The sequence below is a fragment of the Amycolatopsis halotolerans genome, from assembly GCF_042647905.1.
GTDB classification, from domain to species: Bacteria; Actinomycetota; Actinomycetes; order Mycobacteriales; family Pseudonocardiaceae; genus Amycolatopsis; species Amycolatopsis halotolerans.
Window position 1 is genome coordinate 141,450 of record NZ_JBHRWI010000043.1, and the last position, 13,373, is coordinate 154,822.

Annotated in this window: 15 protein-coding genes; 8 read left to right on the forward strand and 7 right to left on the reverse strand. The window is 69.7% G+C overall.

Annotation, left to right across the window (positions count from 1 at the left end; translation table 11 throughout):
- Nucleotides 1-26 precede the first annotated feature (26 nt).
- Nucleotides 27-728, forward strand: coding sequence for a PP2C family protein-serine/threonine phosphatase (locus ACFORO_RS32680; RefSeq protein ID WP_377873470.1), 702 nt, complete (start codon nt 27-29; stop codon nt 726-728).
- A gap of 6 nt (nt 729-734) precedes the next feature.
- On the opposite strand, the gene ACFORO_RS32685 is transcribed toward ACFORO_RS32680, so the two are convergent.
- The 4 genes from ACFORO_RS32685 to ACFORO_RS32700 all read right to left on the reverse strand — a co-directional run bounded on the left by ACFORO_RS32685 (nt 735) and on the right by ACFORO_RS32700 (nt 3,827).
- Nucleotides 735-1,220, reverse strand: a complete 486-nt coding sequence (locus tag ACFORO_RS32685) for a DUF2127 domain-containing protein (RefSeq protein ID WP_354739532.1) — start codon at nt 1,218-1,220, stop codon at nt 735-737.
- 463 nt (nt 1,221-1,683) lie between these two features.
- Nucleotides 1,684-2,157, reverse strand: coding sequence for a hypothetical protein (locus tag ACFORO_RS32690; RefSeq protein ID WP_354739534.1), 474 nt, complete (start codon nt 2,155-2,157; stop codon nt 1,684-1,686).
- 163 nt (nt 2,158-2,320) lie between these two features.
- Complete coding sequence (locus tag ACFORO_RS32695) at nt 2,321-2,551, reverse strand: zinc finger protein (protein WP_377873471.1); 231 nt, start codon at nt 2,549-2,551, stop codon at nt 2,321-2,323.
- A 649-nt stretch (nt 2,552-3,200) separates the two neighbouring features.
- Nucleotides 3,201-3,827 (reverse strand): maleylpyruvate isomerase family mycothiol-dependent enzyme, encoded by a 627-nt coding sequence (locus tag ACFORO_RS32700; protein ID WP_377873472.1) that lies wholly within the window; start codon nt 3,825-3,827, stop codon nt 3,201-3,203.
- 534 nt (nt 3,828-4,361) lie between these two features.
- Here ACFORO_RS32700 and ACFORO_RS32705 point away from each other — a divergent pair.
- The 5 genes from ACFORO_RS32705 to ACFORO_RS32725 all read left to right on the forward strand — a co-directional run bounded on the left by ACFORO_RS32705 (nt 4,362) and on the right by ACFORO_RS32725 (nt 8,475).
- A complete protein-coding gene (locus tag ACFORO_RS32705; protein WP_377873473.1) occupies nt 4,362-4,652 on the forward strand; it encodes a hypothetical protein in 291 nt (96 codons plus the stop codon).
- Between the two features lie 1,012 nt (nt 4,653-5,664).
- Nucleotides 5,665-5,952, forward strand: coding sequence for a DUF397 domain-containing protein (locus ACFORO_RS32710; RefSeq protein ID WP_377873474.1), 288 nt, complete (start codon nt 5,665-5,667; stop codon nt 5,950-5,952).
- Nucleotides 5,953-6,106: 154 nt separating this feature from the next.
- Nucleotides 6,107-6,985 carry a helix-turn-helix domain-containing protein gene (locus tag ACFORO_RS32715; protein WP_377873475.1) on the forward strand — a complete coding sequence of 293 codons (879 nt, stop codon included), beginning with the start codon at nt 6,107-6,109 and terminating at the stop codon, nt 6,983-6,985.
- 31 nt (nt 6,986-7,016) lie between these two features.
- On the forward strand, nt 7,017-7,886 hold the full coding sequence (locus tag ACFORO_RS32720; protein WP_377873476.1) for an SAM-dependent methyltransferase: 870 nt from the start codon (nt 7,017-7,019) through the stop codon (nt 7,884-7,886).
- Nucleotides 7,887-7,926: 40 nt separating this feature from the next.
- Nucleotides 7,927-8,475: a phosphoribosyltransferase family protein gene (locus ACFORO_RS32725; RefSeq protein ID WP_370935565.1), complete on the forward strand. Its 549-nt coding sequence runs from the start codon at nt 7,927-7,929 to the stop codon at nt 8,473-8,475.
- On the opposite strand, the gene ACFORO_RS32730 is transcribed toward ACFORO_RS32725, so the two are convergent.
- Nucleotides 8,476-9,318 carry an NAD(P)H-binding protein gene (locus tag ACFORO_RS32730; protein WP_377873477.1) on the reverse strand — a complete coding sequence of 281 codons (843 nt, stop codon included), beginning with the start codon at nt 9,316-9,318 and terminating at the stop codon, nt 8,476-8,478.
- Nucleotides 9,319-9,407: 89 nt separating this feature from the next.
- Here ACFORO_RS32730 and ACFORO_RS32735 point away from each other — a divergent pair, with 89 nt between their 5' ends.
- Nucleotides 9,408-9,785 (forward strand): winged helix-turn-helix transcriptional regulator, encoded by a 378-nt coding sequence (locus tag ACFORO_RS32735; protein ID WP_354739551.1) that lies wholly within the window; start codon nt 9,408-9,410, stop codon nt 9,783-9,785.
- A gap of 8 nt (nt 9,786-9,793) precedes the next feature.
- Here ACFORO_RS32735 and ACFORO_RS32740 read toward each other — a convergent pair whose 3' ends face one another.
- Complete coding sequence (locus tag ACFORO_RS32740; RefSeq protein WP_377873478.1) at nt 9,794-10,633, reverse strand: MmyB family transcriptional regulator; 840 nt, start codon at nt 10,631-10,633, stop codon at nt 9,794-9,796.
- Between the two features lie 101 nt (nt 10,634-10,734).
- Here ACFORO_RS32740 and ACFORO_RS32745 point away from each other — a divergent pair, with 101 nt between their 5' ends.
- The gene (locus ACFORO_RS32745) at nt 10,735-11,499 is read left to right on the forward strand and encodes an SDR family oxidoreductase (RefSeq protein ID WP_377873479.1); all 765 of its coding nucleotides are present in this window, start codon (nt 10,735-10,737) and stop codon (nt 11,497-11,499) included.
- A 1-nt stretch (nt 11,500) separates the two neighbouring features.
- On the opposite strand, the gene ACFORO_RS32750 is transcribed toward ACFORO_RS32745, so the two are convergent.
- Nucleotides 11,501-12,955, reverse strand: coding sequence for an amidohydrolase (locus tag ACFORO_RS32750; protein ID WP_377873480.1), 1,455 nt, complete (start codon nt 12,953-12,955; stop codon nt 11,501-11,503).
- Between the last annotated feature and the right edge of the window lie 418 nt (nt 12,956-13,373).

Genomic DNA, 13,373 nt, shown 5'->3' on the forward strand with positions numbered 1-13,373 from the left:
CCGCAGCGAATGCCCGGGAGGTCACGATGGCCGGATATCCACGCTGGCACACCGCGAGCGAGCAGGGGCCGCGCGAGCGCAACGCCGACGCGGTGAGCGCCTACGCGGCCGCCGGGGCGCGCGGAATCACCTTCGCGCTCGCCGACGGCGTCGGGGACGACCCCGGCGCCGGTCGGGCCGCGCAGGTCGCCGCCGCGGCCGCCGCGCGCACCCCCGTCGAATTCGGCCCGGCCAAGGCGATTTTGGCCGCACAGCAAGCAGTTCACCGGCTGGGCGGCACCGGAGACGCGGTGCTGGTGGTGGCGATGCCCTTCGCCGGCGGGTACCGGATCGCGTGGGTCGGCGATGCGCGGGCGTACGCCTGGGACGGGTCGATGATCCACAAACTCACGCAGGACCACACGATGGCGGAGTACTTCCGCTCGCGGCACCAGCCGTACTCGCCGCGGATGGAACACCTGGTAACCACCAGCGTCCGCACGACGAAACCGGAGGAGATCGGCACAACGGAGACGTCGAGCGGAGGTCTCCTGCTCACCAGCGACGGCGTCCACAAGGTCCTGACGCCCGCCACGATCGACGAAATCCTGGCCGACCCGGCCCGCGGCGCGTCCGCGCTGGTCGCGACCGCCATCGCCCTGGGCGGCCGCGACAACGCGACGGCCCTGTTCGTGGAACCGGCGGACGTGGCGACGTTGGTGACGGAAAGGTTTCCCGCTGCCGCCTGAGCGAGGTCAGGCGTGATCGCGTTTGAGGTTCCGGTACTCGCGAAAGACAAGCACGATGATCACCGCGTCGAGCGCGGCGAAGAACGGCAGCGCGATGGAGTGGGTTTCGAAGGCACGGTAAATCTCGTACACGACGAACGCGGCGAGCACGACCATCGCGACCGGATAGGCGCGTACCCACTTGCGCGCGAGCGCCCACACGAGGCCGAGCTTGAGCAACCCGTGCGCCAGCAGGTACGCGACGGCGAACGTCTTGGTCCCCCCGCCGACAAAGTGCTCGGCGGCGGTTTCGAGATGCCGGGCGAGCGTGCCGGAGGGATCGCCGAGCAGGTCGCGGGTGATGACCGCGTTCACGAACCCGGTGACGGCCGTCGCGGGGATGAACGCCAGGATCAGCGCCCCGATCAGCTGAAGGGCTCCGTCGAGGCCCTTCAGCGTGATCGCGATCCGGAACAGCCGCTCGGTGGAACGGGTGGAGGTCTCCTCGCTCATCGGTACAGGAAACCGGAAAATCCCGCGGGGTGCTGGGTTGACGGCCGGGTTTCGGGCGGGTGATCCGGTTTGCGTGACCTGTGGTTCGGGGTTTCGGCTCGGGTTTCGGCTCAGCGCTCCGGCACAGTGCTCTGGCCCATGATGTGGCACCGACGGCTCGGGTCTCGGGCCAGTGATCGGTTCTGCGCCCCGCCGCTCGGGTCTTGGCCCGGTGTTCCGGTCTTGCTCACCCTGCCGCTCGGGTCTCCGCCCAGCGCCCCGGTCATGCACACCCCACCACCGGGGGTCTAGGCGCGCTGGCCCAGGCTGGCACCCAGCAGCCTGCCCGACAGCTCGCGAACCCGCGTTCGCCCACCGACTGTGCCGCTACGCTCCCGCGACTCAACCCGTCCTCGGCCGAACTCGTTCCGGCCCACGGCTCACAACTCCACCGTCCGGCCTGTTACCGCGCCCTGGCTTTCCCTCACTCGATGCGCATCGCGGCACCGCCCTTGCTCAGACATTCCGGACAGCGCTCGTACCTTTTCGTGTGATCGTGCGGATCCTGCCCGAACACCGGAAAACACGCCGCCCCGCACAGTCCGAGATACACCGGCCCGCAGCGAAGCGGACGGCGTCCGACCTGATGCGCCAGCCGTGCCGCGTTCTCCGGCGCGCCAGCCTGGGGCAGCCAGCCGTGCGCGGGCAGGCTCGCCAGGACGGCCTCGTTCAGGTGATCGGCCCGCCGGATCAACGCCCGGCCGAGGTCGAGGAGCCGCTCGCCGAGGTCCCGCACCGCGTCCGGGCGCGGGGATCGTTCGTCGAGCGCCCGGGTCAGGAAGGCGAGGTCGAGTGCCAGGGTGGCTTGCAGGTCACGAATCCAGGTCACCAGTTCGGGTCCGGTGAGCCCCACCGCCGAACTGCGCTGCTCCGGCAGCCTGCTCCAGCGTCCGGTCATGCGCCGTTCCCCGCGGGCATCGCGTGGCCATTTCCCGCGCCGTTCACGCGCCAGACACCAGATTCACCGCACCTCGATCCCGACTTCGATGCTTTTGCCAGCGTCCCGCGCGCTGCATCCGCCCTCGCCGCGATCCGCGCGCGCAAGGCGGTCACCGCACTGCTCACGCCAGGCACCGGGCCTCGCTCGAGCAGGCCTGTCCCTCCTGACGGAGCCATTCCTCCGCGCATTCGGCACACGTCGGATCGAACCAATGGCCGCCGAGTTGCGGCACGTCTCGGCGGGCGACCGTGACTTCGGCCCCGCACAGTGCGGTGAACGTTTCCCCGGGTCGCGGTGCGAACGGCCCGTCCAGTGCGTGCCGTTTTCCTTCCGCCTGCTGCCACCTGAACACCGGACTCCTCCCCTTGTGGTGCTTGGAGTCCCATTTGGGATGTCGCCCGCGCGTAACGCAAGCCCCCGGTCCGGGTGATCATCGAAGTCGGGATTTTCCCTCAGCCGCAAGCACTTTCGGCGTGCGACAGGGGGCCGAGCGCGGGTTACCGCCGGGTTAGCCGTCACCATCTGGTGACACCCCGGAGGGCGGACGCCGCCGCGGTTGCCGGCACCCGTGCCCGCCTGAGCGATGCGAGGCGCGGCGGCAGTCACGGGTGCTGCGAGGGGGAAGAGCGGCGGGCGTCCGTGCGGGCATCACCTCGCTTTCGGGAGTGCGGTCGCCGCCATGACCGCTGTCGCCAAGCGCATACGCAACCCCCGCGCGAGGGTTGTCACACGACAGTGGTGCAGATAGTCAGCAAACCGGGCCCGATCACGCCACGATGACGCGACCGATCAGGTCGCCCGAGGCGGCGTCTGGGCAATGCAGCGTGGACATCCAGGGCCGGGCAGGGTCGCAGCAGCTGACAGCACGTCACGGGCGTTGGCCAGCATCAAGCCGGATCACGCCACACTCCGGAAGCAGCGTCCGAGTCGTGCAGCGTGGACACTCCGAGCCAGACTGGAGGGCAGCACGCAGCGGGCTTTGGCCGGCACATCAAGCCGGGTCAAGCCACGATGGTGCGGCTGATCAGCACGTCGAGTCCCGGGCCAGTCAAGTCGTCCGCCGCCGCGCGACGGCCTGCCAGTGCGAGCAGCAGCGCCTCCGCCGGGCCGCGGACCTCGATGCCCCTCCCGGACGCCCAGTCCAGGTCGGTCGCCACCGCGCGCAGCCCGGTCAGCCGGCGCGACACTCCGATCGGCGGCGCGCGCAGCGACAGTTCCAGCGCCCGGCGCAACCGCGCGGCCGGGATCGTCCGCGGCTGCCCGAGCGGGCGGCGGATGTCCTGCTGGTGGATCAGGCCGTCGAGGAAGCCGACCATCCCGCCGAACTTGCCCAGGACCCGCCCCGGCTGCGGGTGCCGTCGCATGACGTCGATCAGTGCCTCCGGCGCGCGCACCCGGTACTCGGCGAGGCCGATCTCGTTCGACCGTTTCAGCGACAGCCCCGCGCGGACGAACCGCCGCGCCAGCTGCCGTCCGCCGAGTTCGTCGTAGCTCACGACGTGAGCGACGACCGAGCGCACGTTCCAGCCGGCACACAGCGTCGGCTCATCCCACTGCTCGGGCGTGAGCGTCTCGAGGAAGTCCGCGAAGTCGGCGCGCTCGTCGCGAGCCAGCGTCCGTACATCCATGTTCTCCCCTGTCCGCGCCGAACACTCACCGTAGCAGCGACCCCCTCGCGTTCGCTGGGTTGAACAGGACAGCGAACCCCAAAGTGTGCCTCTGCGCACATTCATCCGATCGGGTCGAATATGTGCGCATTGATAACGCACGGAATAGTCCGGAAGATCGCGAATACCGGGCATCGAAACACCAGGCCGCGCGGCTTCGGCGAAGAATTTCGCGCCCCGGGTTAGCGCGATCGGCAGCGGGCATGCAAAGATAGCGTTGCCGCAGGCAGGAGTGGTTAAGAGGGTGGAATATTCCATTCCCCGGACACCCGCCGCGGTCGCCGGAACCAGTTCCCCTCGGGGGCGGGCTGGGAACTGTGTTCCGGCACTTTTCCGGCGGACAAGAAAGGATCCACAATGACCGGTCCTGGCGCGGAAAATGCAGGCCAGGCATACCGTCGGACAGGAAAATCGGACACCGGCGACAACAGACCGTATGCGGTCGCCGTAAGTCAACGCCCCGGACGGGTGACCGTGACGTTTCACGAACCAGGCATGCCGCAACCAGCGCCGGCCGTACCGTCGCCGCGGCCGAGCACGCGCCCGGCGTATCCGTCGTGGAAGACCGCGCGGACGTCGGTCGAACTGGCCGCGCGGCAGCCGGACGGCGGCACTCGGCCGTGGCAGCTGATCGCGCTCCTGCTGACGCTGCTCGTCGGGGCGACCGCGATCGTCTTCGCGACCGCCGGAGTCCTGGCCGGACTCGCCACCGCGGGCGGAGTAGCGCTCGTCCACGTCACCGGCGCGGTGCTCCGCAAGCGGCACACCGCGGACCGGGACGCCTGACCACCCTCGAAGCGGACGCCGGCGGCTGCTCACGGCCGCCCGCGTTCTGCGCTCCCGGTGCCCGGCCGGGCAGGGCCGGGCACCGGGAGACGAGGGTCGCTGTCGCGCGGACTGGTTTCCGGAGTCGCGGCGGGTGCCGCTCAGCGCCCGGCCAGCGGCGGGACGACGGTGGCAAGGGCGATGCCGGGGGGTCGCTGCCGAATCGGCATGGCGCGGCGTCTGCGCACTAGCTCGGCTCGGCTCAACCCGATCTACTCTGCTCCGCTCGTCCGCTCGTGGTTCCCGGCTAAGCGCGGCCTAGCGCCCCTGAGCCGCTCGGCAAGATTCCGCTCAACCCGGCCGCTCGGCTCGGCCACGCTCGACGCACGGCTCGGCCGTTCGGTTCAACCCGATCTACCCCGCTCCGCTCGTCCGCTCGCGGGCCTCGACTAGGCGCGGCCTAGCGCTGCCGAGCAGCTCGACAAGATGCAGCCCGGCTCGTCCGCTCGTGGTTTCCGGCTAGGCGCGGCCTAGCGTCCCTGAGCCGCTCGGCGAGATTCAGCTCAGCCCGGCCGCTCGACTCGGCCACGCTCGCCGCTCGGCCCGCCTGCTCATCCTGGCCCGCCAACCCAGACCGGCCCGCACGACCGAGCCGCGACGCGGCCGTCCCGCGTCCGCCGCGCCAGAAGTCCGCATCGCAAGCGACACAACCGAAACAGCACCAAGCAGCTCGGCTAATCAACCGCTCAACAGGTGTCATCAACTGCAGACACCCCACACCGCCCTCCACCCCCACAACACCACGAAAAAAGCAACCCCAATCCAATTCAACAACGAAATCCGCATCATCAATTCCGCATTGCACGTGCGAAAGCACCCCCCAATGCACGAGAAGTGTCCATTCAGGTGAATTCCCCGAAGCACCGCGCGATTGATCCACCGGCCCACTACCCTCAGGAATATTCCGAACACATTCCGTGTATCGCGGAATATTCCATTACCCGAACCGAAAACAAGAAAACGAGGGGTTGCAGTGGACACCTTCGACCCGCACGATCCGCACGAGCACCCGCACGCGAACCCGGCCCGGGCGCATCGCCTCCCGGCGGCCGGTCCGGCGGCGAGGTTCCCCGACCACGCCTGGCGGAAACCCGCTGCTTGCGGGCCTAATTCCGGCAATTGCGTCGAGGTCAACCTGGCCGCCCAGGGGCTCGTCGGGGTGCGGGACAGCAAGATCGACAGCTCCCCCGTGCTGGTCTTCGACCGGGGCGAGTGGGACGAGTTCGTCTCCGCCGTGCGGCGCGGGGAATTCGACGGCTGACCAGGCACGACAACAATCCCACCCCGCCGAAACCGCCGTCCGGCCGCAGTGCACCTTGCGAAAAAGGCGCCGACCCGGAGTTTTGCCCGCCGGGTCGGCGCATTATCATCAGAGGTTCGCACATCGGCCGCTGGACGAAATGACGGAGCCCCTGGTGACCTCGCCGATCCGGCAACCGCCGCCCTCCCTGCGGACCCAGCGTTCCCGGCTGGGCTCCCGGATCCTCAAGTGGCGCACCGAACGCGGGCTGACCCAGGTCGACCTCGCCGACGGGATCGGCTGCAAACAGCCCAAGATCCAGAAGATCGAATGCGGCAAGGCGGGCACCCGGCCCGACGACCTCGAGCGGATCGTCGAGGTACTCGGCATCCCGCCCGCCGAGGCCGACCAGTTGCGGGAACTCAACCAGGCCAACGATCCTTCCGCACGCCGGGCCGAGCGCCGGATGATCACGCCGCAGTGGTTCCGCGAGATCCTCGAACGGGAGCAGGCCGCGGCGGAAATCCTCAGCTGGACCGGGAACCGCATCCCGGGGCTGCTCCAATCGGAGTATTACATGCTCGCGCAGTTCCAGGCCAGCCGCCAGGAGCGGGTCACCGACCGGGTCGCCGAACGCAAGGCGCGGCAACGGCTTTTCGACGCCCGCCCCGGTCCGCAGGCGGTCTTCATGATGGAGTACAGCTGCATCGAAAAACTTGTCTACGGCACCAAGGCCAGCATCGCCACCGATCAGCTCGAGCACATGATCCGGATCGTCGAAACGCATCCCTTCGCCGAGGTCCGGATCCTCCCGCGCGACGCGGCCGCCTACCCGGACGAGGACTTCACCATCCTCCGCTTCGGCCACCCCGACCTTCCCGATTTCGCTTACCAGGAAAGCAAAGTCAAGCTGATCACCGTGCCGCAGGGCCAGGACGAGTTCGCCTCCTACGAGGAGTCGTGGGAAGCCCAGCTCGCCGCCACCCTGTCGCGCGAGGAATCCCTGCAATACCTCAAGGAATGGGCGAGCCGCTGCGCACCGCCCGCCCGCTGACCGCAGTCCCGGACGAAAGGAACAGCCACCGGTGGCCGACGAACCCTTCCCGCCTCCCGGGGTCGATCTCGACCACCCCAGCGTCGCGCGGGTGTACGACTACTACCTCGGCGGCACCACCAACTGGACGATCGACCGGGACTTCGCCGACGAGGTGATCCGCGAGTTCCCGCTGATCCGCCCGATCGCGAAGGCCAACCGGCTGTTCCTGCACCGGCTCGTGCGGCATCTGGTGAAAAAGGGCGTCCGCCAGTTCGTCGACATCGGCTCCGGCGTGCCGACCATGGGCCACGCGCACCAGGTCGCCGACGAACTCGCGCCGGGCGAGAGCCGCGTCTGCTACGTCGATTACGAGCCGGTCGCCGTCGCGCATTCGGAAACCCTGCTGCGCGAGGCGGGCGACCTCGGCCGGCACGCGGTGATCCACGCCGACATGCGCGATCCGAAGCGGCTGTGGGAGCAGATCGCCGCCACCGGCGTGATCGACGTCGACAAGCCGCTCGCGCTGCTGCTGATCGCGGTGCTGCACGTCCAGCAGCCGCCCGCCGAGGACAGCGGCAGCACCGACGACCTCGGCCCGTCGCTCGTCGCGCAGTACCGCGACCTCCTTGCCCCTGGCTCGTTTCTCGCCATCTCGCACCTCACCGACCAGGGCGTTCCGTCCGATGTGGACGACGGGCTGGTCGAGCTGAAGCAGCTCTACGACCGGTCGAGCAGCCCGGTGATCTGGCGGTCGCGCGAGGAGATCCAGGCGCTGTTCGGGCCGTTCGAGATGCTGGAACCGGGACTCACCTGGACGCCGTCGTGGCATCCGGAGGAGTCCGGCGAGGGCGCGCCGCAGGTGGAGTTCCTGACGCCAGCGCATTCGGTGATTCTCGCCGGAGCGGCACAGAAGCCGTAATTCGCTCGCTTCGGGCAGCCGCCGCTGCGACCATCGACGCATGCGTACGAGCACTGTGGCGGACCGGATCCGCGAAGCCACCGTCGTGCTCGGGGACCGGACGGACCGGCACCGTTTCCCCGACCCGACGGGCTGGTGGCGTGCGCCCGAACTGCTGCGGGAACTGGGCCCGGCGCTCGCCGGGTTGTTCGCCGACGAGCGGCCGAATGTCGTGCTGGGCCCCGAATCCCGCGGGTCGCTGCTCGGACCGCTGGTCGCGGTGGAACTCGGCGCGGGCTTCGTCGAGGTGCGCAAAAACCGGTACCCGGCCTGCGATTCCGACCGGTGGCTCCAGCGCACCTCGCCGCCGGATTACCAGGATCGCCACCTGAGGCTCGGCTTCAGCCGCCGGCTGCTGCGGGCGGGCGACCGCGCGCTGCTGGTGGACGACTGGATCGACACCGGCGGCCAAGCCTTCGCCGCGCAGGCCCTGGTCGCCGACGCCGGGGCGACGTGGATCGGAGTCGCCGTGATTGTCGACGGGCTCCGCCGCCACGAACCCCGTCGACAGCTCGGCGTGCGATCCCTCCTCCACTCCCGCGACTTCTGATCACCGGAACGCGTCGGCGTTACGGCCGGCCCACGAAACGAACGAGGTCGCCGGACGGCCCAGCACCTTCTCGACGTCGGGGCTGATGCGAACCTCCTCCGGCAAGGGTTCGCCGAGGATGGCGAGCGTGCCGTCGGCGACCGGCTCCGGCATCTGCTGCAGCATCTGCTCCCGTGCCTGCTCACGGCCGAGCTCGACGAACTCCAGCGGCTCGCCGAGCGCGGCGCCGAGGATTTCCGCGCGCTGCCGCGGGCTCGTCGCCTCAGGTCCGGTGAGGACATAAGTCCGGCTCGCGTGGCTGTGCTCGGTCAGCGCCGCCGCGGCGACTTCAGCGATGTCGAGCGGGTCCACAGCAGGGAGCGCGACGTCGCCGAACGGCGAGAAAACCTTGCGCTGCGCCTGAATCGACGGGATCCACGCGAAGGTGTTGGTCGTGAACCCGCCGGGACGAAGGACTGTCCATTCCAGACCGGACGACCGGACAGTCTCCTCCAATGCGGCCAGCGGCGCGTGCGAAACCGCGCTTGGCCGCGTACCGGCGGCCTGTGACGACTGCAGGACGACCCGCTTGATTCCGGCATCGACGGCGGTCTGCAGGACAGCTTCCCCGTCGACGTGCGCTCCCGCGCCGGAGACCAGCAGAAACAGTGCGTCCGCGCCCTTCAGCGCCGGGGCCAGGCTGTCCGCGTCGGCCAGATCCGCGACCATCGGGGTGACGCCGGGCAGCGAGGGCGGCGGGGAGGTCACCCCTCGGGAGACGGCGGTCACGGCGTGGCCGGATTCGGTCAGGGATTCGACAAGCAGGCGGCCGACGTTGCCCGTGGCACCAGTGACGACGATCAAGACTTGCTCCTCAGCTAGGGGTCGAAAGCGACACAGCGAGGCTAAAACCCGCCGTACAGTAGGTTCCCCAGGGAAAGTATTGGAGCCGCATGACCGCCACCGAGCGCACCGGGGCCGATCCGCTCGCCGCGTGCCGGATCAGCCCGGCCGTCGACCTGCTGTTCAGCCGCTGGACGACCCCGATCCTGTGGACGCTCAGCCAGTCCGGCCCGGTGCGTTTCGTCGAGTTGGAGCGGCGGCTCGGCGCCACCGGGAAGGTCCTCACGCAACGGCTCCGCCAGCTCGAGCGCGACGGTTTGGTGCAGCGGCACTACTACGCCGAGGTGCCGCCACGGGCCGAGTACGAGATCACCGAACTCGGCCGGAGCTTGTCGCCGGTGTTCGCCGCGCTCGCCGAGTGGACTGACGAACATCTGCCAGCTGTCGAGCAGGCGCGCGACTCCTACACCGGCCCGCTTCCGCGCTGACGCCCTGGCTAGCCCGCGAACTGCTCGTTCCCCAGCACGCCCAGCAGCTGGATCTTCTCGAACGCCTCGCTGCGCGGCGGCGCGGTCAGCACCAGCAGCGCCTGCGACTGGTCCTCGGTGAACAGCACCTGGCAGTCCACCTCGATCTCCCCCAGCTGCGGGTGCACGAGCACCTTGTGGTCCTCAAACCGTTTGGCCACTTGATGTTCGTCCCACAACCGCGCGAACTCGCGGCTCTCGCGGGTCAACGCGCGCACTAGCTCGCCCGCGCGCGATCGCGGGCCCATCGACCCGTGCACCACCCGCAGGTTCGCTACCAGCGCGCGGCTCTGCCGGTCCCGGTCGTGCTCGGGATAGACCAGCCGCTCGTCCGGGTTGGTGAACCACCGGTAGATCTCGCTGCGCGCCAGCCCGGTGTACTGCGACCGGTCGCCGTACAGGGCGTCCGCGAGCCGGTTTTGCACCAGCACCTCGCCGAGGTTCGACAGGATGAGCGCGGGAGTGTCCGACAGCCGGTCGAGCACCCGCATCAGCGCTGGCGCGACGTGCGTCGCCGCCACGATCGGTGACGGCGCGTTGCGGCCCGCCAGGTGGAACAGGTAGTCGCGCTCGTCGTCGGTCAGCCGCAGGGCTCTGGCCAGCGCGGCCAGCATCTGCTCGCTCGGCTGCGGTCCGCGTTGCTGCTCCAGCCGCGTGTAGTAGTCGGTGGACATCGCCGCCAGCGCCGCGACCTCCTCCCGCCGCAGCCCGGCCGCCCGCCGTCGCGCCCCCGCGGGCAGCCCGACGTCCGCGGGCCGCAGCCCCTCGCGACGGCTGCGGAGGAAGACAGCCAGCTCAGCTCGATCCATGTGTCCAGTATCGGCTCGGCCGGGCGCGCCAGCCAGGGATCGCCGATCCCCCGATATGCGGTCTCTGCCGCCGTCGCTCCGGGCCGCCGAAACTCGGTGGCATGAACATCACCGGAAACACCGTCTTCATCCCCGGCTCGACCAGCGGCATCGGCCTCGCCCTCGCTCGCGAACTGCGGGCGAAGGGGAACACCGTCATCGTCGGCGGCCGGCGTGCCGAACTGCTCGCGCGGATCGCCGCCGACAACCCCGGTCTCGACACCGTGCGGATCGACACCACCGACCCGGCGAGCATCGAAGCCGCGGCCAAGGAAGTGCTCGCGAAGCATCCGGATCTCAACGTGCTCGTGCCGATGGCGGGCATCATGCGCGTCGAGGACTGGCGCCGTCCAGAGTCCTTTTTGGACAGCGCGGAAGCGACCGTGACCACCAACGTCCTCGGCCCGATCCGGCTCATCGCCGCGTTCGTCGAGCACCTGCGGACGCGTCCGGACGCCACCATTCTCACCGTTTCGTCCGGCCTCGCCTTCGCGCCGCTGAAAGCCACGCCGAGCTACAACGCGTCCAAGGCCGCGATCCACATGCTCAGCGAATCGTTGCGGCTGCAGCTGGCCGACACGTCGGTGCAGGTCATCGAACTGGAGCCGCCGTCCGTGCGCACCGCGCTCCTGCCCGGCCAGGAGGAAAGCGAGTTCGCGATGCCGCTGGACACGTTCGTCGCCGAGGTCCTGGAGTTGCTCGAAACGCAGCCGGACGCCACCGAGATCCAGGTCGAGAACGTCAAGTTCCTCCGGTACGGCGAGGCCCGCGGCGACTACCACCAGGTCGTGGCGATGCTCAACGCCGCGGACCCGCACGGGAAGTGAGCTACGCCAGGTACGTCGGCCTTCCCGCCACGATCGTCGCCGACACCGGCATGCTCCTCAGCTCCTTTGTGGACAGTCCACTCGGGTCAGCCGCCGTCAGCACCAGATCAGCCACATCGCCGACCTGGACGTCACGGCGGCCGCCCGAGGACGCCGCCAGCGCGTCCGCCAGCGGAATGGCCTGCTCCGGATGCCACGGTTCCCGCTCGTCGTCGGTCCGCCCGACCGCGGCGGCGATCCCGTCCCACGGATCGAGCGGCGCGACCGGCGCGTCGGAGCCGAGTTCCAGCCGGGCACCGGACTCCAGCAGGGCGCGATAGGCGTACGCGCGATCGGTGCGGCCGTGCCAATGCCGGTCGGCGACGTCGCGGTCGTCGGGCTGGTGCGCGGGCTGCACACTCGCGACCAGCCCGAGCGCGGCGAACCTCGGCACGTCCTCGGGCCGCAACAACTGCGCGTGCTCGATCCGGCCCGGACAGCCGACCTCAGCGAACGCGTCCAGCGCGATGGTGTTGGCGTGGTCGCCGATCGCGTGCACCGCCGGAGTCAGGCCGTGCTCGTGCGCGCGGCGCAGCAACGGCACCAGATCCTCCGGCGGCAGCTCCAGCAACCCCTTCTCGCCGGATCCCGGGTACGCGTCGTGGCAGTAAGCCGTGCGGGTGTTGAGCGATCCGTCGACGAACAGTTTGAACGGGCCGACCGTGAGCAATCCTTCGCCTGCTTCGAGAACGTCGCCGGTTCGGTGCCCTCTTTGGATGGTCTCGTCCAGCAGATACCGCGCGATGACACAGGAAACCCTTGTCGCTGGTTTCGCGGCGGCGGCCCGACGAGTCCAATCCGCGACCGTGTCCGCGTATTCGTAGTCGACCACCGACGTCACGCCCCGCTTGGCCGCGGCCGTCAGCGCGTCCGCGACCCAGCCGTCCTGAATCTCGACCGGCGCGGACGGCAGCGCGGCCGTGGCGCTCATGCAGTCGTTCTCCAGCAGGACGCCGGTCGGATGCTCTCGCCCGATCAGCTTCAACGCCGCCGGACTGAGCCAGAGCGTATGCAGATCCGCGCTGAACAACGCGACCGCACGGCCGGGGAGCGCCCGCTGCAGCAGATCCTTGTGCGGCTTGTCCGGCCAAAGCCCGTCCCGGAACCCGACCCCGACGACGAGTTCCCGCGCCGGAGCGTCGAGCAGCTTCTCCATCAGCAACTCGACCGCGCCCACGGCGGACTGGGCAGTGTCCAGCGGGATGCGCCTGCGGAAACCCGCCCACTGGACCAGATGCGCGTGCGCGTCGACCAGCCCGGGCAGGAGCGTGCCGCCATGCCCGTCGAGCACCCGCGCGGCGAATCCGGCCCCAGCACCCGGTTCCTCGACGGCCGACACGGCGCCGTCGCGCACGCGGACGTCAGCGAGCGGCCCCTGCAACCCGACCCGGACCCGGCGGAGGAGAAGATCGTCCATGCGCCCAGCCTGCCAGGCCGCCCCCGTTCGGGTGAAGCGGGAATTCCGGTGCGGGGGCCGACGTTGGAATGGGTATCCACAAGCCAGGCAGCCGTCGCCCGCCGAAGGGTCAGGGCCGGTCAGGAGCGCCGCCTTCACAAGCCGCGCAGGGTTCGACTCCCTCGGTTGCCACTTCTTTCACCGCTGAACCGCGGTTTTGTTTGCGCGGACTGCCGGGCCGCCAGCGTTCGACGGGCTGAGGCGGCAGATCACCGGGGCCCTTCGACTGCAGTCAGCCCCAACCGATCTTCGCGCCCGTCCGCCGCCAGTCCAGATATCCAGCTCTCTCAGCGCTTCCTCCGGGCCGATGTCCGGCCCTCATCCGTGACACGACCAGCGACGCGCTGTTCGGCCAGCCCGCGCAGAACAAGCGAAGGCC